This is a genomic window from Kribbella swartbergensis (genome assembly GCF_054784135.1).
This window is the reverse complement of sequence record NZ_BAAGPM010000008.1, coordinates 20,508-40,552: the sequence shown is the minus strand read 5'-3', so window position 1 is coordinate 40,552 and position 20,045 is coordinate 20,508. Positions and strand designations below refer to the sequence as shown.

The window sequence follows — 20,045 nt, the reverse complement described above, 5'->3', positions numbered from 1 at the left end:
AACTAGATGACTTGTCCACTAGCTGCGGGACCATGGTCGAGCGAGTCGGACAGCCAGGTCCAGTCTGTGGTGTCGGAGAGGGTGAAGGACCAGGCCGTGGGGCTGGAGGTCTGGAGGTAGGCGAGGGCCGGGACCGTGATCGGTGGGTAGGCGAGTTGGTGCAGGAGTCGTACGGCGTCCTGCGGGGTGAACCAGGCTGCGTCGGTGACGGAGTCGTCGGGGTCGTCGATCTGGAGCGTCGGGTCTGTGGCGGTGGTGATGTAGTTCCAGGCGGCGCCCCAGGGCTCGTAGTGCTCACGAACCAACGCGATCTTGCCGTCGTACTGGGCAAGCACTCCGGCATATCGATGCATCCGCCGAGCATAGGCGCGTCATCCGCTACGTGTGACGCGCCCGGACATCACGCCTAGACGATTCGGAAGCCGCGGGACTGGTAGTTGGGGAGGGCGTGCGGGTGTTCGTCCGGGGTGGTGTGGAGGTAGACGCGGGTGGTGGGTGTGTTGAGGCGCCACGCGGTTTCGGTGGCGAGAGTGAGGAACGCGCCGCCGAACCCCTGCGACTGGAATTCGGGGACGAGGCCGAAGACGACGATGCCGACGTCGCCGGTCGGTTCCGCGGAGAGTTCGACGAAGCCGGCGACCTCGTCGGCGATCACCGCCAGCCAGGTGTGCACTTCCGGCGACGACAGCTCGGCGGTCCACTGCTCGTCGGTCCACGCGGTCCGGCCGCTGGGGCCGAGTGGGCCCCAGATCCGGTTGTAGAGCGTGCGGATGAGAGGTGCCGAGTCCGGGCCCACCTCCTCGAGGTTCAGCCGGGCAGCCGGTTCGCTGGGGACGAGCTGGTCCGGGGAAGTCATCTCTAGGCGGATCACCGGATCAGACTATTCCGGAAGGGGAGTGTCCGGAATGGGGTTTACCGTGGCCGGTATGAGTGAAACTCCTTGGGAACCGCCGGTGGCGGGGGATGAGGTTGCCCACCTGGTCGGGATGCTCGAACGATTGCGTACGACGTTCCGCTGGAAGGCCGACGAGTTGGACGCGGACGGGTTGCAAACGCGGATCGGAGCGTCGTCGTTGACGCTGGGCGGATTGCTCAAGCATCTGGCAGCGAACGAGGACTACCTGTTCAGGGTGAAGTTCCGCGGCCAAACGATCGGCGAGCCGTGGGAGAGCAACGGGTGGAACGGCGACAACGACTGGGAGCTGACTTCCGCGGCCGACGACTCACCCGAAGAGCTCTACGCCCTCTGGGATGGCGCGGTCGAACGCTCACGGGCCTGCCTGGCCGAAGCGATCGCCGACGGCGGACTCGACCAGCCGTCGGCGGTCAGCTGGCCGGACGGCCGCCACGCCAGCCTTCGTCGCCTGGTCTGCGACCTGATCGAGGAGTACGGGCGCCACACCGGCCACGCCGACCTCCTCCGCGAAGCCGTCGACGGCCGAGTCGGCGAAGATCCGCCTCCCGGTTGGCACCCCGTAGGAGCCAAGGCCTAAACCTTCGTCGAAGCGGCCCCGGGTGACTACTTCACTCGCTGCAGCGTCCCGTCCGGGGCGACCGCGATCGTGGTCTTCACGCTGTCCACGACCAGATGGACCAGCATTCGGCCGCCTCGCCAATCGGTGGTGTAGGTGACGGCGGCGTTGGTTCGCGTGGGGACGATGACCGACAGGATCGTCGCCGACCGGCCGGAGCGGTTGAACTTGACCACCGGCGAGGGCTTGCGGGTGTTGATGGTCTGGTAGTGCCACCCCTGGACGGGGTCGGTGGCACCCGTCACGACCTGCAGCCCGTCGTCCGGGATGTCTTGCTGGAAGGGGATCTGTAGCAACGTGGTCTTCACCCGGTCACCGGGGGCCTGCGCGACCGCCGCCTTGTCGCCGTTCACCGTCACCTTCTGGTCCGACGGCAGGTGCCACAACGTCTGGTACTCCTCGCTCGACACCGACCTGCCGCGATCCAGCACCACCATGAGGTCCGGGTCCTTCAGCACCAGCACACCCCGGGTCCGATCGATCCCCGCGCCCGGCGAGTCCTTCAACTCGTAGAACTCCGACGTCGCACCGATCGACGACCGGGTCAAGCGGGTCACCGGGTGTTCCGCCGCCGTCGAGAGCACGGTCATCTGGTTGTGCGAGAACTGGCTCTTCGCCCAACTCCGCCAGTCGTCCCACTTGTAGCCGGAGTGACCGCCGTCGATCAGGATGTCGCGACCGCGTGAGGTGTACGTGACCGACGTGTGGTCCTCGTGCCCGTGCAGCTTGCGCGAGGGACCGAACCGGATGCTGTACGTCGACTCCTGGGTGAACGGCCGGGTTTCACCCCACCCGGTCCGGCCGAAGATGTACCCGGCGTCGAACACCCCGATCCGCTGGGTCGGGCGGATCCCTTGCGCACCGAGCGTCCCGGCGTACTCGAGCACCGTCCCGGGGACCGGCACCGTGCGGACCACCTCGGAGTCGCCGATCTGGTGCAGGTTGCCGAGTGAATTGGTGGCGAGCGCGAGCCACTTGGCGAGTTCGCGCCGGCGGGCCCTGATCGTCGTACCCGGGTCGACCCCACACTTCTGCAGTACGTCGATCGCCCGTCCCCATAGCGAGTAGTTGAACTGTGCGTACGCCGTCGACTGCTCGTTGGTGGAGCCTTGGGTGTCGATCGACGTTTTGATCGCACCGGTCAACCGGTCGGCGGCGATCTTCTTCAGGTCCGGCCGGTCGAGTGTGCAGCCGATGCCGAAGAGGGCGAGGCTCTCGTCGGTGCCGTGGTTCCAGTCACCGCTCCAGTTCTTCTGCAGGAACCAGGCGTGCTCCTGCAGCGCCTTGTCCAGCCAGGTGTACGACATCGGCAGCTTCGCCACCTTCAGCGCGCTCAACGTTGCCTGCCGCAAACAGATGAGGACGTTCGTCCGGTGCATCGTCGACTCGTACGCCCCGACGTTCGATTTCCACGTGTACGGGTTGTCCTTCACCCAGTCACGGGTGATCGCGCTCACCCGGGCCAGCGCCCGCTTGTCACCCTTGCCGGCTGCAGCGATTCCCTTCCCCAGCCAGCGCAGCGAGTGCAACCACATGTACCAGCTCGGATTCTGATACGGGTTCAGGCTCCAGTCCACGTCACCCTTGCCGTTGCCCACCTGGTACGGCGCCGAAGTCCCCCACGCGAACGTGTCCCGGTAGAGGTTGGCCAGCGGGTTCGTCCGATCGATCCCGCTGTACGCCGGGCAGGTGTAGACGTCCCGCCTCGGCGCCTGAGTGACCGTCGGCGTCGGCGGTTCAGGAGTGCGGGCAACGGTCGGATCCGGTGCGGCCTCCGGCGTCGAGCCACCCCAAGGGATCACCAACGACGTCACGACGGCGAGCGCGGCCAGCAACAGGGCGACACTGAGTCGCAGGGTGGTGCCGGCCTTGCGCAGACGGTGCACAGGCATCGTTTGTTCCTCACCGCAGTCCTCAGGGCCTGCTCATTTGTGGTATAGACCTGAATTTGAGACAAGGAGATCCCTGGGACAGGTCAGGTGGTTTTCGTCGCGATGTCCGAGTGACGGCTCAGGACGGGTACTGCTGTGTCAACGCGCGTCGGCCGCCAAGTGGTTGCATCCGGCATCGAGTTGGTGCCGCGGCCGAGGCGTCGTACCGCTGGTCACTCCAGCTTGGTGTTCGCCGTCATCGGTTCCCCCCGGAGTCGAATGAGTTCCTCTGCCCCTACTGATGTCCGCAGAGACCACAAAGTTGTCCGGACTCCGTACTCCGGTTCCCTCGTTGCCCGTACGGGCACGGCCGGTGGGCCGGAACCCGCGGTATCAGCGCGAGTCCTCCAGCGCCCCGGCGATCAGCTCGTTGCGAGCGTTCTGGCCGAGCGGCTCCGAGGTGTGAACGCCGTCCCGCAGGTAGCTTGCCGGCCCGCCCGGCTGCGCGGCGAGGTACTCGGCCCAACGGATGATCCGCAGGTTCGGGTGGCGTACGGCGGCCTGCTCCAACTGCTGGTTGATCCACGCGCTGTTGGCCTGGTCGGCAGCCCGGACCTCGGCCGGCTGACGGGTCCGGCCGACGTACACGTTGACCCAGTAGACCGTCCGGGACGGGCCGGCGATGTGCAGCGCCCGCTCGACCTGCGCGGCGAACCCGGGCGGGTCGAAGATGTCGTTGGAGCCCACTGCCATCACGATCCGGCTGGGCAGGCCGAACCGGTGTTCCCAGTCCTCCAGCGCGTCGACGGCCGCCGACGTCGGCTGCCCCGACCAGTCGTGGACGGCGATGGCGTCACCGGTCCGGTTCCGGAGCAGGTGTTCGAGGGCCGGGCCGTCCTGGACGGCGATGCTGTCGCCGAACATGAACACCCCGTTGAACATCAGCGCGTCCTGGATCTCGTCGTCGGACGAGATGTGCTTGCGCAGGTTCTGCCACGGCCCGAGCGTCCCGGAGCCGAACTTGCCCGGATGCACCGACCGTGCCCCGGTGTCGGGAACGCTGCTGCTGATCGGCGCGGTGACGTCAGGTTTGCTGGGCTCGAGCAGCACCAGCAGCCCGCCCACCAGCGCGAGGACGGCCAGCGACACGGTCATGGCGACGAACGGGGCGACGACGACCTCGCGGAATCCGCGCCGACGAGTCAACGGCCCCACCCCCACAGTCGATTGCCTACCCCTCTACATGTCTCGACGTGTCGAACGGTTCCATCCGTTGCATCACGGAGGAATTCGCACGCACCGGGCTGTCCGCGCACCACAGAGTCAACCAAGCCGCACAAGGGACTTGCCAACGGTCGTTCCACAACATGATGACGCCCGGGTGGGGAAAGTTGCTGCATCGCCCGATCAATCGCGCAACGTGCACACCTCCACGCTCTCCGTGAAAAACGCATGCGAATCGCCCGGTTGCGGGATACGTTCCCCGCGTGACGGAGTTGGCTGCGCTCGTACGACGTACCGACGGATTCCTGCTCGACTTCGACGGACCGGTCTGCGACCTGTTTCCTCCCGGCAGCGGTACGACGATCGCGGACGCTGCCCGTGAACCACTCCACGCCGCCGGAGTCGCCGTACCCCATCCGGTCGCGAGCACGAACGAGCATCTGGTCGTGCTCCAGTTCGCGGCTCAGCACGCACCCGCAGTACTCGAAGACGTGGAACGCGCGGCGATCAAGGGCGAGACCGAGGCAGCCGAGACCGCGCCCGCCACCCCCGGTGCCCGCGAGTTCCTCGCCGCTTGTGCGCGCACCGACCGGCCGGTCGTCATCGTCAGCAACAACGCGGCTGCTGCCGTCGAGTTGTTCCTCGACCGGTACGGACTGACGGATCAGGTCCGCGCGGTTCTCGGCCGGCCGTACGCGCGTCCCGACCTGATGAAGCCGAACCCGCATCTGGCGCGGCGAGCGGTGGAGCTGGCTGACCGGGACCGGTGGTGCATGGTCGGTGACTCGGCGAGCGACATCGAGTTCAGCCGCCGCGCCGGGCTGATGTCGATCACCTACGCGAAGTCGGCGCGGCACGAGGCGCGGCTGGGCGGGGCGGATGTCGTCATCAGGACGATGAGGGCACTCGCGGACTGTGTGTGAAGGTCAGCTGGTGCGTTCGGAAGGACTGCGTTCTACGCAGAACTCGTTGTGTTCGGGGTCGTGCATCGTGACCCAGCCGCGGCCGTCGGGCTGGCGGTGGTCCTCGTAGATGTCGGCGCCGAGGGCGAGCAGCCGGTCGACCTCCTCGTCGCGGGTGCGCTGGTCCGGGACCCAGTCGAGGTGGACCCGGTTCTTACCCGACTTCGCCTCGGGTACGGCGATGAACAGCAGCCCGGGGACCGGAGCCGGCGCGACCACCAGCACCTCGTCGTCACCGGGCTCGTCGCCGTCCGCGATCGGCCAGCCGGTGACCGCGCTCCAGAACTGCGCGAGCTCGTACGGGTTGCCGGCGTCGACCGTGATGTGTCGCAGGATCATGTCGAGACCCTAGCCGCGTTCCTGGGTCTCGCGGACTGTCGGTGGCCGGGTCTAGTGTGCGGCCAAGAGTGGTTTCACCGAGGGGGAAGGGGAGTCAGATGGCGTCTCGCCTCAATCCGTACATCCAGTTCGACGGCAATGCCCGGGAGGCGATGGAGTTCTACCAGAGCGTCTTCGGCGGGGACCTGGCGACCAACACGTTCGCCGAGTACGGCGCCAGCAGCGGTCCGGACGACGAGGACAAGCTGATGCACGCCCAGCTGGAGACGCCGGCCGGGTTCACGTTGATGGCCTCGGACACACCGCAGGGCATGTCGTACAACCCGGGTCAGAACATCGCGGTCAGTCTCAGCGGCGACGACGAGGACCTGCGCGGTTACTACGAGAAGCTGTCCGAGGGCGGCACCGTGACGATGCCGCTGGAGAAGCAGATGTGGGGTGACGAGTTCGGCATGGTCACCGACCGGTTCGGCATCAACTGGATGGTCAACATCAGCGGCCAGAGCTGAACACCGAACCGACCACCGGGTTGATGCGCCTGCCGGACCGACGGCTGGCGCAGTACTGGCACGGCGGCGCGGCCGGCGGGATGCCCGTGTTCTTCCTGCACGGGTGCCCTGACACGCGGCACGCGGCGTTCGCCGGTGACACGGCGGCTCGGCGTGCCGGCGTGCGGCTGGTCGCGGTGAACCGGCCGGGCTACGGCCTGTCCGACGCTTGCCGGTCGACCCACCTGTCGGTGGCGGACGACGTCGCGGCGGTGGCCGATGTGCTCCGGATCGACCACTACGCCGTACTCGGCATGTCGATCGGCGGCCCGTACGCGCTCGCCTGCGCCGCACGCCATCCGGACCGGGTGACTGCGGTCGGTGTGGCGGCGAGCCCGGCGATCGTTCCGGAGCTGGATCCGCCGTACCACCGAGACGACCTCGGTCCCGAGCAACAGACGTTCTTCAGCCGCCTGGCCGAGCTCGCGCCGGACGAGGCGGTCGAGCTGATGCGTCCCGATTTCGCGGCGTACGTCGACGAGCTGAACCCCGGCGACCCGGACGATGCTGCGCTCGTACGACGCTTCCTCTCCCGACTCGACCCGCGTGACGCCGAACTGACCACCAGACCCGGGCCCACGGTCGAGGGCCGCATCCTCGGCTCTGACAGGGCGGTCGCGGCCGCTGTGCGCGAGGCGCTCGCGAACCCGGACGGCTACCTTCGGGATGCCGCGATCTCGTTCCGTAGCTGGGATTTCCGGCCCGAGCTGGTCGGATGCCCGGCGTACCTCTGGTACGGCGAGCTGGACGCGAACGTCTCCGTTCGCAACGGCCGCCGGCTCGCCGAGCGGATCCCGCACTCGACCCTGGTGATCCGCGAGCAGACCACGCACCTCGCCGTCCTGCACGATCACTGGGACGACATCCTCACCACGCTGACGTCCGGAAATTGAGTACCGCGACCGGGGGGCCACGGGGCTACCGTGAAGGGCATGGGACTCAACGACGTGTTGTACGACCCGATCCGGCACAACAACTGGGCGACGAAGAGCCTGATCAAGTTCTGCCGCGACCAGAACCTGACCGCCGAACAGCTGGAAGTCACCGGTGTCGGCACGTACGGCGGGATCCTCGCCACCCTCGACCACATCGTCCGGTGCGACGCCGGCTACCTGCGCCGGCTCGCGGACAGTCCGCTCGACTACGTGGACGGTCCGGCGGCGACCGACTTCGACACGCTCGAAGCCTGGAACGACGAGGCCGGCGCGCTGTGGGAGGAGTTCCTCTCCAAGCCGATCGACGTCGAACGCGTGATCATCGTCGACAACAACACCCGGGGCACCCGCGCCGGCATCTTCATCGCCCAGGCGCTCAACCACGCGAACCACCACCGCGAGCAGGTCTGCGCCATCCTCACCGGCCTCGGCATCCAGCCGCCGGACATCCAGGCCTGGGAGTATGCCTGGACCCACAACCGCATCTGGGACCTCCCCGAATCCGAGCCCCCCACGCCCTGAACCAGCTCGAGTCAGGCTGGGGGCTTCAGCAGCGGCGCGGACTCGGGGACCGGGGTGACCGGGGTGCCGTAGGCGAACCAGTTGACGAGGTTTTCGACCACCAGGTCGGCCATGGCTGTGCGGGTGGGGATGGTGGCGGATCCGACGTGGGGGAGGAGTACGGCGTTCGGGAGGTCGAGAAGTCCCGGGTGGACGTTGGGCTCGTCCTCGTAGACGTCGAGTCCGGCGCTGAGGATCGTGCCGGCGCTGAGGGCCTCGACCAGGGCCGCCTCGTCGACCACGGTGCCGCGGGCGACGTTGATCAGGACTCCGTCAGGGCCGAGCGCTTCGAGCACTTCGGCGTCGACGAGGTGGCGGGTGTCGTCGCCACCGGGGATCACGATCATCAGGATGTCGACGTTGCGGGCCATCTCGAGCAGGGACGGGTAGTAGCGGTAGGCGATGTCCTTGCGGCGGCGGTTGTGGTAGGCAACGGAAACTCCGAACGGTTCGACCCGGTCGGCGATCGCCTGACCGATCCGGCCCAGCCCGAGGATGCCCAGCCGGCGGCCGTGTAACGTTGCCTTGGTCAACGGATATGGTCCGTCCTGCCACTTCCCGGCGCGGAGGTACCGCTCGGCCTGCGGCAGTTCGCGAACCGTCATCAGCAGCAGCCCGAGCGCCGTGTCCGCGACCTCGTCGTCCAGTACGCCGGGGGTGTTCGTCACCACGACACCGCGTTCGGCCGCGGCAGTCGCGTCGATCTGGTCGTACCCGACCCCGAAGCTCGCCACGATCCGCACCGCGGGCAGCCTGTCCAGGAACTCACCGTCGATCCGCGTCCCGCCCGCCGCGACGGCGACGATCTCGTCCCGTCGCTCGGTCAGGACGGCCTCCGGGTCCGCCTCCTCCCACAGCCGGATCAACTCGACCTTCCCGTCCAGCCCCTCCGCCACCGCGGGATTCATCGGGCCCGGCATCAACACCACTGGCAGTCCCATAGCTCTCCTCACCCAGGTCTTCACCGGTCCCCTCGAATCCTATTTCCTCCAGGTAGCGGCCAGAGGCCGACCGCTACGTCGGCGAGGCTGGGGGTATGACCGAGAAGAACAGCAGCAGTACGACAGCCACCTTTCATGCGTACTTCGCTTACCGCGACGCGGTTGGCGCGTTGCGGTGGTTGGAGAAGGCGTTCGGGTTCGAGACCACGACGGAGGTGCCGGACGACAAGGGCGGCATCATGCACGCCGAGATGCGGTACGGCGGTGTCGCGTTCACGGTGTTCACCGACGAGGAGGGCTACGACAGGCCGATCCGCAAGGGCGAGACGGTCGGCCACGGCAGCTACATCGCGTTCGACACCCGGGACGAGGTCGACGCAGTCCACCAGACCGCGGTCGCGGCCGGTGCCGAGTCGGTCTGGGAGCCGGCCGAGACCCCGTGGGGCAACTACCGCTGCCGGGTCGCCGACCCCGAAGGCTACGAGTGGACCTTCGGCACCCACCGCCCAGGCGTCCCCGCCTCCTGGTAGACAACACGGGTGGATCCGCGGCTGATCGTCATCAGGGGCAACTCGGCTCAGGCAAGAGTTCCGGCATCCTGCCGAAGGTCCGGTACGGCGGCATGCTCGCGCGACTGCCGGGACGAGTACGGCGGGTCGTCGTACTTCTACTAGCTGGAAATCCCGTTCGAGGAGACGATCCGTCGGCATGTGACTCGGGCGAAGGCCGGCGCCTCAGGACCAGCCGCCGAGCTTCAGGTCGGCGATTGTGACGGGTTGTCCTGACTCCAGCGACTGGTTGGCGGCGATGCCCACGGCCACGGCCCGGACGCCGTCGTGGACGTCGGCGGCGCGGCCGAGTGGATCGTTGCCCGCGCCTTGGAACAGGTCGCCGTACAGCAGCCGGTCCCCGCCGCCGTGACCGCCGACGCCGCGGGGGATCTCGACCTCGACCGCCGGCGCCCAGTGCTTCTGCAGCACCAGCCGCTCACCGTCGGACCGAACCTCCCCGGCGACCACGCGCTCGGACGGGTAACTCGGGTCGATCTGGTCGTCGATCACGGCAGCGCGCTCCACGACCTCCAGCTCGGCGCGGCCCTCGGTGCCGTTGACGCTGACCCGGTAGCCCTCCCAGGGCGAGTGGGCGTTCAGCGAGTAGCTCAGGCGGGCCCCGTTCGCGTACTCCGCGATCACCGCCAGGTTGTCCTCGATCGTGATCCCCGGCCCGAACACGTCCTGGTCGCGGATGTACCCGTCGTACTGCTCGCACTCCAGGTACAGCTGCCGGTTCACCTCGTCCTTGCGCAGGTCGAGCAGCCACGGGTCGTTCTCCGAACCGTCCACCGTGCCCCGCGCAGGTCGTTGCCCAAGGCCACGAGCCGCCGCGTTGGCGTCGCCGTAGAAGAACAGGCCGCCGGAGGCGAAGACGCGGGTCGGCGTGGAGGCGATCCACCAGTTCACCAGGTCGAAGTGGTGGGACGCCTTGTGCACCAGCAGGCCGCCGGAGAACCGCTTCTCCCGGTGCCAGCGGCGGAAGTAGTCCGCGCCGTGCCGGGTGTCCAGCACCCACTGGAACTCGACGCTGGTGACGGCGCCGATCTCCCCGTCGGCGATCAGCTGCCGCAGCGCGCTGTTGCGGGGCGAGTAGCGGTAGTTGAAAGTGACTACGACGGACCTGCCGGACTCGTTCATCGCATCGACGATCTGCCGGGTGCCGTCGGCGTCGATGGTCAGCGGCTTCTCCACGATCACGTCCGCGCCGGCCCGCAGCACCCGGGAGACGACGGCCGCGTGGGTGTAGTCCGGGCTGGTCACGATCACCCGATCGACGGACTGCTCCTTGATCATCCGCTCCAGGTCGTCGGCGCCGTACTGCGGCAGCTCCGGCCCGCCGAGCTCCTTCACCCACCGGTCGTGGAACGCGAGCCGGCCCGGGTTCGGGTCGAGCAGCGCGACCAGCTCGGCGTCCTCGGGGTGCTCCTGGAAGATCGCGCGGACGTACTCCCGCGCCCGCGATCCGGTTCCGGCCACTGCATAGCGTCTGGGCACGACGGACCCTTTCTACTCGTGTAGACACGCACGCTAGCAACCGCTTTCCGGAGCGGTCAACCGTCGTACCATCGGCTCATGCCCAAGGTTCCGGTCACCCGCAACGACGTGGCGGTGTACGCCGGAGTCAGTACGGCGGTGGTCAGCTACGTGGTCAACGAGGGACCGCGGAAGGTGGCACCGGAGACCCGCGACCGCGTCCTGGAGGCGATCCGTGTCCTCGGCTACCGGCCGAACGCGACCGCCCGTGCGCTCCGGATCGGGACCACGCGCACCCTCGGCCTGATCACCCCGGACGGCGGGAACCCGTTGTTCGCCGAACTCGCGAAGGCGATCGACAAGGAGGCGTCGGCCCGCGGGTACGTCGTCCTGCAGACCAGCGCCGACGGGGATCCGGCGACCGAGCAGGCCAAGATCGCGGAACTGCTGATCCGCCAGGTGAGCGGTCTGCTGCTGGTCGCGCCGACCGAGGATCCGGACCTGACCGAGGTCGGGATCCCGGTGGTGGCGATCAATCGCGTGCTGCCGAGTGCCTCCTCGGTCCGCCCGCAGTACCGGGAGGGTGCCCGCCGGGGCGTCGAGCACCTGATCGCACACGGCCACCGCCGCATCGGCCTGGTCATCGGCGGCGGGCGCCGCAGGACCGGTCCGTCGGAACGCGAGCTGGGCTGGCGGGATGCACTGCGCCAGGCGGGGTTCGAGGACGGCCCGATCGCCCGCACGACCTTCAGTCGCCAGGGTGGTCACGACGCGGGCGGAGAGTTGCTCAAGGCAACGAAGCCGCCGACGGCGATCTTCGCCAGCTCGGACCTGCAGGCGGTCGGTGTGTTGCGGGCGATCCACGAGGCCGGGCTCAGAGTTCCCGAGGACGTGGCGGTGGTCGCATTCGATGGGACCGCCGAGACCGAGTACAGCTGGCCGCCGCTGACGGTCGTCCGGCAGCCATTGGAACAGATGGCACGCGACGCCGTCGGCCGGCTGATCGACGGACAGCAGGCCGTCGAGGCGGTCACGTATCCGGCCGACCTGATCCTCAGAAGGTCCTGCGGCTGCCCCTAGAGCGTGCCGAGATCCTCGAAGATCAACGCGGTGCGGGTGGCGAGCACCTCGGGGATCGCCTGCAGCTTCTCGAGGACGACGCGGCGCAGGCCCTCGTTGTCGGCCGCGCGGACCAGCAGGATCGCGTCGAAGTCGCCGCCGACCAGGGCCATGTGCTTGACCTCGGGAATCGCCTGCAGTTGTTCCCGCAAGGTCCGCCACGAGCTCTGACGGAGACTCAGAGTGACGTACGCCGACGTGGCGAGGCCGAGCTTCAACGGGTCGACCGTGGCCGTGAAACCCGTGATCACCCCGGTCGTGGTGAGCCGCTCGAACCGGGCGTAGGCGTTGGCGCGGGAGATGTGCACCTGGTCCGCGAGGGCGCGGATCGAGAGCCGTCCGTCCCGGCCGAGCGCCTCGACGATCTGCCGGTCGACCTCGTCCAGCGCCGGTGCGACGACCATCTGTCCAGGTAGCGCGGGGTTGACCGTCACGTCGTCGGACATTTTGCTCCTTGTGCGGCGGCTTCAGAGACCAAGTGTCTCGCGATTTTCCCAGGTCTGGATCCGATTGGCCAGAAGTATGACGATGAGGCCACCGTCCGTCTCCTGCGCAGGAGGGTCACATGACTACCGTCGCGGAGCGTTTGCTCCCCTCCGCCGAACCCGTCCGGTTGATCGACCAGGACGGAGTACCGCACGACCATCCGTCGTACCGGCTGCCCACCAAGGAAGCTCTGGTCGACGGTTACGTTCAGTTGATCAAGGGGCGCCGGATCAACGACCAGGCCGGCGCACTCGTCCGGCAGGGCCGCCTCGCCGTCTACCCGTCGTCGCACGGGCAGGAGGCGTGCCAGGTCGCGGCCACGATGGTGCTGCGTGAGGACGACTGGCTGTTCCCGACGTACCGCGACACCGTCTCCATCGTCAACCGGGGCGTCGACCCGATCGAGACCCTGACCCTGCTCCGCGGCGACTGGCACTCCGGCTACGACCCGTACGCGCACAAGGTCGCGCCGCAGTCCACTCCGCTCGCGACTCAACTGATCCACGCGGTCGGTGTCGCGCACGCCGCTCGGCTGAAGGGCGAGGACACCGTGGTGATGGCGCTCTGCGGTGACGGCGCCACCAGTGAGGGCGACTTCCACGAGGCGCTGAACTTCGCCGCCGTCTTCCACACGCCTGTCGTCTTCTTCATCCAGAACAACGGGTACGCGATCTCCGTCCCGCTCGCTCGGCAGAGCGTCGCGCCGTCCCTGGCCCACAAGGGGATCGGGTACGGCGTCCCCGGAGAACGGGCCGACGGCAACGACCTCGCCGGGCTCCTCGCCATACTCGGAAGGGCCGTGGACAGGGCGCGCGCCGGTGAAGGTCCGCAGCTCGTGGAGGCACACACGTACCGCGTGCACGCGCACACCAACGCCGACGACGCGACCCGGTACCGCAACGACGACGAGGTCAAGCCATGGCTGGAGCGCGACCCGATCAAGCGGCTGGAGACCTACCTCACCCACGAGGGGCTGCTTGACGACACCGTCAGGCAGCGGGCGGAGTCCGCGGCGGCGGAGGTTGCCGACGTACTGCGCGAAGGGCTGATGCCGGAGCCCGAGGTGGACCCGGCGGAGCTGTTCGAGCACCTCTACACGTCGCAGACCGGGCAGTTGAGGGAACAGGCCGCGTTCCTGCGGGACGAGCTCGCGCGAGAGGAGGGCTGAGCCGTGACGCACGTGAAGATCACCATGGCGCAGGCCCTGAATCAGGCTCTGCGGGACGCGATGAAGGCCGACGACAGCGTGCTGATGTTCGGTGAGGACGTCGGCGCGCTCGGCGGGGTCTTCCGGATCACCGACGGGCTGACCGCGGAGTTCGGCGAGGATCGTTGCTTCGACACCCCGCTGGCCGAGTCCGGCATCGTCGGGATGGCGGTCGGGCTGGCGATGAACGGGATGCGGCCGGTGGTCGAGATGCAGTTCGACGCGTTCGGGTACCCGGCGTTCGAGCAGATCGTCTCCCATGTCGCCAAGATGCGGAACCGGACCCGCGGCCGGATCACGCTGCCGATGGTGATCCGGATGCCGTACGCCGGTGGCATCGGGGGCGTCGAGCACCACTGCGACTCGTCCGAGAGCTACTACGCGCACACCCCGGGGCTCACCGTGGTCGCGCCGGCCACGGTGGCGGACGCGTACGCGTTGTTGCGCAAGGCAATCGAGTTCCCGGATCCGGTGGTGTTCATGGAGCCGAAGAAGCTCTACTGGGCCAAGGAGGAGGTCGACCTCACCGAGGACCAGCCGGGGATCGGGACGGCCGTCGTACGGCGGGAGGGCGCGGACGCGACGCTGATCGCGTACGGGCCGACGGTGCCGGTCGCGCTGGAGGCCGCCGAGGTCGCGGCGGCGGAGGGGCGGCAGTTGGCGGTGGTGGATCTGCGGTCGCTCGTGCCGTTCGACGACGAGACGGTGTGTGCGGCGGTACGTCGTACCGGCCGGGCTGTCGTGGTCGCGGAGGCGAGCGGGTTCGCGAGTGTGTCGTCGGAGATCGTTACCCGCGTGACCGAACGGTGCTTCCACTCGCTGGCCGCGCCGATCCGGCGGGTGACCGGGTTCGACATCCCGTACCCGCCGCCGAAGCTGGAGAAGTACCAGCTGCCCAGTGTGGACCGGATCCTCGACGCGGTCGACGACCTTCAGTGGGAGGACTCGTGAACACCTTCCTGCTGCCCGATCTGGGGGAGGGGCTCACCGAGGCGGAGATCGTCCGCTGGCTGGTGAAGGTCGGCGACGTGGTCACCGTCGACGCCCCAGTCGCCGAGGTCGAAACCGCCAAGTCGATCGTCGAACTCCCGTCTCCGTACGCCGGCGTCGTCGAACAACTCCACGCCGACCCAGGCACAGTCCTCCCCGTCGGCAAACCCCTCATCACCATCGCGGAGACCGACGCGGGTGCCGTCTACCGTGAGGAGGAGAAGGCCGGCTCGGGCAACGTACTGATCGGCTATGGAACCGGTGACGGAGCGGCTTCAGGGCGGCGTCGCAAACCGCGCACCGAGGTGCGCACAACCGAGCAGACCGGTAGCGACCCGAAGGTTCCGTTGGTGATTTCGCCGTTGGTGCGGCGGATGGCTCGGGATGCGGGGGTGGATTTGAAGAGCCTGGTGGGGTCGGGTGCCAACGGGTTGATCGTGCGGCGGGATGTGGAGGAGGCGATCGCGCGGCGGGTGAAGAGGCCGGAGTCGACGGCCGATTCGCGGACTGGGTTGCCGGAGCTCAAGCGGGTGCCGATGAGTGGGTTCCGGAAGGCGGTGGCGGCGACGTTGAGCCGGAGCCGGGCCGAGATCCCGGAGGCGACGACCTGGGTGGATGTCGACGCGACCGCGCTGGTGGAGCTGCGGGAGTCGTTGCGCTCGGCAAAGGACCCGGGACCGGGCCTGCTCGCGTTGATGGCCCGGTTCGTGGTGGCCGGGCTGCAGAAGTACCCGGAGCTGAACGGTTTCGTCGACACCGAGCGCGAGGAACTCGTCCAGTACGACGGGATCAACCTCGGCCTGGCCGCCCAGACCGACCGCGGTCTCGTCGTACCGGCGGTGCCGAACGCGCACCGGCTGACCACCCGCGCCCTGGACGCCGAGATCAAGCGGCTCACCGAGGCCGCGCGCGCCGGCCGACTGACACCGTACGAGCTCAGCTCCGGGACGTTCACGCTGAACAACTACGGCAGCTTCGGCGTGGACGGCAGCGCCGCAATCATCAACCATCCGCAGGTCGCGATCCTCGGCGTCGGCCGGATCATCGACCGCCCGTGGGTGGTCAACGGTGAACTCGCGATCCGCAAGCTCACCCAGCTGTCACTCGTCTTCGACCACCGTGTCTGCGACGGCGGTACCGCAGCCGCCTTCCTCCGTTTCGTCGCCGACGCGTTCGAGAACCCTGCGTCGGTCTTCGCGGATCTCTAGGACAGCTGCCGCGGCCGCAACCCGATCAGAATGGCCCGGAGCCCGCTGGTGAAGCGGGCTTCCGGGCCGGCCAGGTTCTCCCGGCTCAGGTACGCCGCCAGGCTCGCTGCCCCGATACCGAGTTGGTCGCCGGCCGCCGTCGCCCATTCGTCTTCTTTCAGACCACTCCGCCGTACCGTCGCCGTCCACGCCGCGTCGGTGACGGCCGCGCCGATCAGATAGTGGAACACCGCCGACACCGCCGCATCCAGGTGCGCGCCCTTGAAACCGGCTGAGCTCAGCACGTTCAGGATGCGCTCCGCCAAGGCCTGGTAGTTCGGGCCCAGCCCGGCGTGTGAGGCGAGCAGTTGCGGCGCCCACGGATGCGCCCACAGCGCCTCGTACGCCGCCGTCGCAAGAACCGTCACCTGTTCGCGCCAGTCACCGTCCTCGGCCGGCACCAACGCCTCGCCCAGCACCTCGTCGACGGCGAGCTCGAGCAGGTCGTTCTTGTTCGCGATCCGCCAGTACAGCGCGGAGGTCGCCGCGGTGCCGAGCTCGGCCGCCATCCGCCGCATCGAGAACGCCTCCAGGCCGTCCCGGTCCAGCACCTTGACCGCCGTGCGGACGATGTCCTCGCGGCTCAGCGGCGCCCGCGTCGCCTCCGGATCGGCCCGCAACCACACCGATCCGAGCACTGTCTTCCGGTCCGCCTCGCGTGCCACCCGGCAGAGCATAGCGAATACAGCGTTTCACGAACTAATACAGTGTATTAGTGGCGAAAGGCAACTACTTTCCGTCAGGACCGGAAACGGTTCGGTTGCGAAATGTAAGGAACGCGGCGAGTCGGGGTCCGCGTACTTGCGCGCGGCAACTCCCTGACACCAGAATGCCGAGGTCCATCGTTCCTGCAGGGGCGGACCGGAGACCGGTCCGGGGATGACGGGCATACACCGGCGCAGAGCTGGTGATCGACGGATGGCTAGTACCGCCTGGTCCACGCTGGGGGATGTGCTCCCGGGGGATCACCGACGACTTGCCGGTCACCAGACCGGCTAAACGACTTTGGGGAAGACTTGTGAACGACACAACGGTGGACGCGCGCGGCCGCTCGAAGCGGTCCCGTGCGGTCGCGCTGCTCAGCAGTGCCGGCGCCCTGGCACTCGCGCTGGGCGGCGTCACGCTCGCGATGGCTCCGTCCGCCTCGGCCGACGGCATCGTGAAGCCGGGCAATCCGAAGTGCGCCGAACTCGTACCGGGTTCGACGTCGATCAAGTTCGAGTCGCCGAACGTTGGTTCCGACTCGAAGTCCGCAGACGGCGTCACGGTCAACCTGACGCTGCGCAACCTCCTGGCCGACGACCCAGACCACGACGGCAACCAGATCGGCAACGAGGTCGTCGACTTCACCGCTGTTGGCGGTACCGTTCTCGCCGCCATCGTCAAGGGCGGCAACAACGCGAACTTCTACGACTACAGCCCCGGTGGGACCGTTGCGGGCCTTGGGCTCCACACGCCAGTGAATGAGCAGAACGGCAAGTTCCCCGATGTCAGCCACGTGGAGTTCTGCGTTGCCAAGTTGACGACCACTCCGACGCCGACCGAGACCCCGACGCAGACGCCGACCCAGACGCCGTCCGAGACCCCGACGCAGACGCCGAGCGAGACTCCGTCGGAGACCCCGACTCAGACGCCGAGCGAGACTCCTTCGGAGACGCCGAGCGAGACCCCGTCGCAGACCCCGAGCGAGACTCCTTCGGAGACGCCGAGCGAAACGCCGTCGGAGACCCCGAGCGAGACTCCTTCGGAGACGCCGAGCGAGACCCCGTCGGAGACCCCGAGCGAGACTCCTTCGGAGACGCCGAGCGAAACGCCGTCGGAGACCCCGAGCGAGACTCCTTCGGAGACGCCGAGCGAGACCCCGTCGGAGACTCCTTCCGAGTCGCCGAGCGAGTCCCCCTCCACGACGCCGACCGAGAGCCCGACCAGCTCGACCAGCACGCCGACCGTGGCGGTGCCGACCGAGGTTGACGCGGGTCAGTCCGGTGGGCTGCAGAACGTGTCCGCGATCACCGGCAACCAGAGCGCCTGGGGCGTCGCCCTGCTGATGCTCGGTGGTGTGCTCGTGTTCGCCGGCATCCTGAAGTCACGGCAGACCCGCGGTCAGCACTCTGCCTGACATGCACGCAAAGCGTCGCCGCCCGGGCCGCGCTCGTTCATCGTGGTGGACGATCGGGGCCCTGGCGGCCGGCGCAGCACTTCTCCTGACCGGCGGATACCTGCAGTTCAGGACGAGCGACGCCGATGAGGGCCGGCAGCAGACCGCTGCCGGCCCCTCGTCTGCGTCGCCGACCCCGTCTCCACCAGCGGTGAGCAGTACGACGACGTCCGCCGTACCGGTGAAGCCGTCGTCGAAGGCCACCAGCCCGCGCAAGACTCCGCCTCCGCCGGAGGCCAGGAGCACGGCGCCGGCCCAGCCGGGGAACCCGGTTCGGGTGACTGTGCCGAGCCTGGGCATCTCCGCCCGCGTGCTCGGCATCCGTGCTCGTGGCGGCACCCTCATCCCGCCGTCCAATCCCCGCCTCGTCGGCTGGTGGTCCGACGGCGCCCGGCCCGGCGCAGCCAGGGGCTCGGCCATCATCACCGGCCACACCGTGCACGACGGTGGTGGCGCGTTCGACGACCTCGACGAGATGTCCGCCGGTGACACCGTCTCGGTGACCACCGGACGCGGCACGATCAGCTACGTGGTCACGTCGGTCACGACGTACCGCAAGAAGGCGCTGGCCAAGCAGGCCGCGCAACTGTTCGACCAGAATGTCCCGGGCCGGCTGGTCCTGGTGACGTGCGAGGACTGGGACGGTACGGCGTACCTGAGCAACGCCGTCGTCATCGCCGTACCGCAGAAGAGCTAGCTGTCCTTCACACAGTCGTGAGGGCGGGGTGTTCCACGACTGAGGTGCGGCGGCGGTCCAGGAGCCCGGAGATGAGTGCGACGGCCAGGCCGGAGGCGGCCAGTGCGGCGCCGACCCAGTTGGGTGCGGTGTAGCCGAGGCCGTGCTCGATGGTCAGGCCCCCGAGGTAGGCGCCGACCGCGTTGCCCAGGTTGAAGGCGGCGATGTTGGCCGCCGACGCCAGTGCCGGCGCACCCTTGGCCTTGTCCATCACCCGTTTCTGCAGCGGCGCCACGGTGGCGAACCCGGCGGCACCGAACAGCGCGATCGTCACCGCCGCACTCACTTGCCCCTGTGCGGTGAACACAAACGCGACCAGTACGGCGGCCAGCAGCGCGAGGATCCCGTAAAGACTCGGCATCAGCGACCGGTCGGCTGCCTTGCCGCCGAGCAGGTTGCCGACCACCAGCCCGCCGCCGAACAACACCAGCAGCCAGGTCACCGCACCCGACGAGAAGCCCGCGACCTCGGTCATCATCGGCGCGATGTAGGTGAACGACGCGAACACCCCCGCGAAGCCGAGCGCGGTCATCGCCAGCGCGAGCCATACCTGCAGGTTCCTGAACACGGCCAGCTCGCTGCGCAGGCCCGGGCCCTCGGCGCTGCCCTGGCGCGGCACCAGGAAGATGATGCCGAGCAATCCGACGATGCCGAGGGCGGTGACGGCCCAGAAGGTCGACCGCCAGCCGAACTGCTGGCCGAGCGCCGTACCGCCGGGGACGCCGAACACGTTGGCCACCGTCAGGCCGGTGAACATCAGCGCGATCGCGCTGGCCTGCCTGGCCTTCGGCACCAGCGACGCGGCGACCACCGAGCCGACTCCGAAGAACGCGCCGTGCGAGAGCGCGGCCACGATCCGCCCAGTCATCAGGACGCCGTACGACGGTGCGATCGCGGACAGCAGGTTGCCGGCGATGAAGACGCCCATCAGGGCGATCAGCACCGTCTTGCGGGACACCTTGGACCCGATCGCGGTGAGCAGTGGGGCGCCGACCACGACGCCCAGCGCGTAACCGGAGATGAGCAGACCGGCGGACGGGATGCTGACGCCGAAGTCGGCCGCGACCTCGGGCAACAACCCCATGATCACGAACTCGGTCGTCCCGATCCCGAACGCTCCGATGGCCAGCGCGAGCAAAGCAACCCCTCGCTTCGCTTCGGT

General features: G+C 68.4%; 22 protein-coding genes. 12 read left to right on the top strand and 10 right to left on the bottom strand.

The window, feature by feature from the left end; genetic code table 11:
• Positions 1-2: 2 nt before the first annotated feature.
• A complete protein-coding gene (locus ACYVOK_RS03825) occupies positions 3-353 on the bottom strand; it encodes a hypothetical protein (RefSeq protein WP_460660822.1) in 351 nt (116 codons plus the stop codon).
• A gap of 53 nt (positions 354-406) precedes the next feature.
• A complete protein-coding gene (locus ACYVOK_RS03820; protein WP_460660821.1) occupies positions 407-871 on the bottom strand; it encodes a GNAT family N-acetyltransferase in 465 nt (154 codons plus the stop codon).
• A 55-nt stretch (positions 872-926) separates the two neighbouring features.
• Between ACYVOK_RS03820 and ACYVOK_RS03815 the strand changes: the two genes are divergently transcribed.
• Positions 927-1,493, top strand: a complete 567-nt coding sequence (locus ACYVOK_RS03815) for a mycothiol transferase (RefSeq protein WP_460660820.1) — start codon at positions 927-929, stop codon at positions 1,491-1,493.
• A 26-nt stretch (positions 1,494-1,519) separates the two neighbouring features.
• Here ACYVOK_RS03815 and ACYVOK_RS03810 read toward each other — a convergent pair whose 3' ends face one another.
• Both ACYVOK_RS03810 and ACYVOK_RS03805 read right to left on the bottom strand, forming a co-directional pair.
• Entirely contained in the window at positions 1,520-3,424 is a 1,905-nt protein-coding gene (locus ACYVOK_RS03810) for a heparinase II/III domain-containing protein (RefSeq protein ID WP_460660819.1), read from the bottom strand.
• Positions 3,425-3,796: 372 nt separating this feature from the next.
• Positions 3,797-4,609, bottom strand: a complete 813-nt coding sequence (locus tag ACYVOK_RS03805) for an SGNH/GDSL hydrolase family protein (protein WP_460660818.1) — start codon at positions 4,607-4,609, stop codon at positions 3,797-3,799.
• 281 nt (positions 4,610-4,890) lie between these two features.
• On the opposite strand from ACYVOK_RS03805, the gene ACYVOK_RS03800 reads away from it, so the two are divergent.
• Positions 4,891-5,550 (top strand): HAD family hydrolase, encoded by a 660-nt coding sequence (locus ACYVOK_RS03800; RefSeq protein ID WP_460660817.1) that lies wholly within the window; start codon positions 4,891-4,893, stop codon positions 5,548-5,550.
• A 3-nt stretch (positions 5,551-5,553) separates the two neighbouring features.
• Here the strand turns inward: ACYVOK_RS03800 and ACYVOK_RS03795 are convergent, their stop codons facing one another.
• On the bottom strand, positions 5,554-5,928 hold the full coding sequence (locus ACYVOK_RS03795; protein ID WP_460660816.1) for a VOC family protein: 375 nt from the start codon (positions 5,926-5,928) through the stop codon (positions 5,554-5,556).
• 98 nt (positions 5,929-6,026) lie between these two features.
• On the opposite strand from ACYVOK_RS03795, the gene ACYVOK_RS03790 reads away from it, so the two are divergent.
• Genes ACYVOK_RS03790 through ACYVOK_RS03780 form a run of 3 tightly spaced genes read left to right on the top strand, consistent with a single transcriptional unit; the run spans position 6,027 to position 7,933 of the window.
• Entirely contained in the window at positions 6,027-6,437 is a 411-nt protein-coding gene (locus tag ACYVOK_RS03790) for a VOC family protein (protein ID WP_460660815.1), read from the top strand.
• Positions 6,438-6,460: 23 nt separating this feature from the next.
• The gene (locus ACYVOK_RS03785) at positions 6,461-7,369 is read left to right on the top strand and encodes an alpha/beta fold hydrolase (protein WP_460660814.1); all 909 of its coding nucleotides are present in this window, start codon (positions 6,461-6,463) and stop codon (positions 7,367-7,369) included.
• 39 nt (positions 7,370-7,408) lie between these two features.
• Complete coding sequence (locus tag ACYVOK_RS03780; protein ID WP_460660813.1) at positions 7,409-7,933, top strand: DinB family protein; 525 nt, start codon at positions 7,409-7,411, stop codon at positions 7,931-7,933.
• Between the two features lie 11 nt (positions 7,934-7,944).
• On the opposite strand, the gene ACYVOK_RS03775 is transcribed toward ACYVOK_RS03780, so the two are convergent.
• Complete coding sequence (locus tag ACYVOK_RS03775) at positions 7,945-8,913, bottom strand: 2-hydroxyacid dehydrogenase (RefSeq protein WP_460660812.1); 969 nt, start codon at positions 8,911-8,913, stop codon at positions 7,945-7,947.
• Positions 8,914-9,008: 95 nt separating this feature from the next.
• Between ACYVOK_RS03775 and ACYVOK_RS03770 the strand changes: the two genes are divergently transcribed.
• Entirely contained in the window at positions 9,009-9,443 is a 435-nt protein-coding gene (locus tag ACYVOK_RS03770) for a VOC family protein (protein ID WP_460660811.1), read from the top strand.
• 204 nt (positions 9,444-9,647) lie between these two features.
• Here the strand turns inward: ACYVOK_RS03770 and ACYVOK_RS03765 are convergent, their stop codons facing one another.
• Positions 9,648-10,961 carry a Gfo/Idh/MocA family protein gene (locus ACYVOK_RS03765; protein WP_460660810.1) on the bottom strand — a complete coding sequence of 438 codons (1,314 nt, stop codon included), beginning with the start codon at positions 10,959-10,961 and terminating at the stop codon, positions 9,648-9,650.
• Positions 10,962-11,039: 78 nt separating this feature from the next.
• Here ACYVOK_RS03765 and ACYVOK_RS03760 point away from each other — a divergent pair, with 78 nt between their 5' ends.
• Positions 11,040-12,020: a LacI family DNA-binding transcriptional regulator gene (locus ACYVOK_RS03760; RefSeq protein ID WP_460660809.1), complete on the top strand. Its 981-nt coding sequence runs from the start codon at positions 11,040-11,042 to the stop codon at positions 12,018-12,020.
• Here ACYVOK_RS03760 and ACYVOK_RS03755 read toward each other — a convergent pair.
• Positions 12,017-12,505 (bottom strand): Lrp/AsnC family transcriptional regulator, encoded by a 489-nt coding sequence (locus tag ACYVOK_RS03755; RefSeq protein ID WP_460660808.1) that lies wholly within the window; start codon positions 12,503-12,505, stop codon positions 12,017-12,019. The two genes, ACYVOK_RS03760 and ACYVOK_RS03755, sit on opposite strands and share 4 nt — an antisense overlap.
• Before the next feature lie 119 nt (positions 12,506-12,624).
• Here ACYVOK_RS03755 and ACYVOK_RS03750 point away from each other — a divergent pair, with 119 nt between their 5' ends.
• From ACYVOK_RS03750 to ACYVOK_RS03740, 3 genes are read left to right on the top strand one after another with little or no spacing between them, the layout of a single operon-like run.
• Positions 12,625-13,713: a thiamine pyrophosphate-dependent dehydrogenase E1 component subunit alpha gene (locus ACYVOK_RS03750; RefSeq protein ID WP_460660807.1), complete on the top strand. Its 1,089-nt coding sequence runs from the start codon at positions 12,625-12,627 to the stop codon at positions 13,711-13,713.
• Between the two features lie 3 nt (positions 13,714-13,716).
• Positions 13,717-14,703, top strand: a complete 987-nt coding sequence (locus ACYVOK_RS03745) for an alpha-ketoacid dehydrogenase subunit beta (RefSeq protein WP_460660806.1) — start codon at positions 13,717-13,719, stop codon at positions 14,701-14,703.
• On the top strand, positions 14,700-15,950 hold the full coding sequence (locus ACYVOK_RS03740; RefSeq protein WP_460660805.1) for a dihydrolipoamide acetyltransferase family protein: 1,251 nt from the start codon (positions 14,700-14,702) through the stop codon (positions 15,948-15,950). The genes ACYVOK_RS03745 and ACYVOK_RS03740 overlap by 4 nt, the downstream gene beginning before the upstream one ends.
• Here ACYVOK_RS03740 and ACYVOK_RS03735 read toward each other — a convergent pair.
• Positions 15,947-16,654 carry a TetR/AcrR family transcriptional regulator gene (locus ACYVOK_RS03735; RefSeq protein ID WP_460660804.1) on the bottom strand — a complete coding sequence of 236 codons (708 nt, stop codon included), beginning with the start codon at positions 16,652-16,654 and terminating at the stop codon, positions 15,947-15,949. The genes ACYVOK_RS03740 and ACYVOK_RS03735 overlap by 4 nt on opposite strands.
• Positions 16,655-17,007: 353 nt before the next feature.
• Here ACYVOK_RS03735 and ACYVOK_RS03730 point away from each other — a divergent pair, with 353 nt between their 5' ends.
• Both ACYVOK_RS03730 and ACYVOK_RS03725 read left to right on the top strand, forming a co-directional pair.
• Positions 17,008-18,108, top strand: coding sequence for a hypothetical protein (locus ACYVOK_RS03730; protein ID WP_460660803.1), 1,101 nt, complete (start codon positions 17,008-17,010; stop codon positions 18,106-18,108).
• A 1-nt stretch (position 18,109) separates the two neighbouring features.
• Positions 18,110-18,844 (top strand): class F sortase, encoded by a 735-nt coding sequence (locus ACYVOK_RS03725; RefSeq protein ID WP_460660802.1) that lies wholly within the window; start codon positions 18,110-18,112, stop codon positions 18,842-18,844.
• Positions 18,845-18,851: 7 nt separating this feature from the next.
• On the opposite strand, the gene ACYVOK_RS03720 is transcribed toward ACYVOK_RS03725, so the two are convergent.
• Positions 18,852-20,021 (bottom strand): MFS transporter, encoded by a 1,170-nt coding sequence (locus ACYVOK_RS03720; RefSeq protein ID WP_460660801.1) that lies wholly within the window; start codon positions 20,019-20,021, stop codon positions 18,852-18,854.
• Positions 20,022-20,045: the final 24 nt, after the last annotated feature.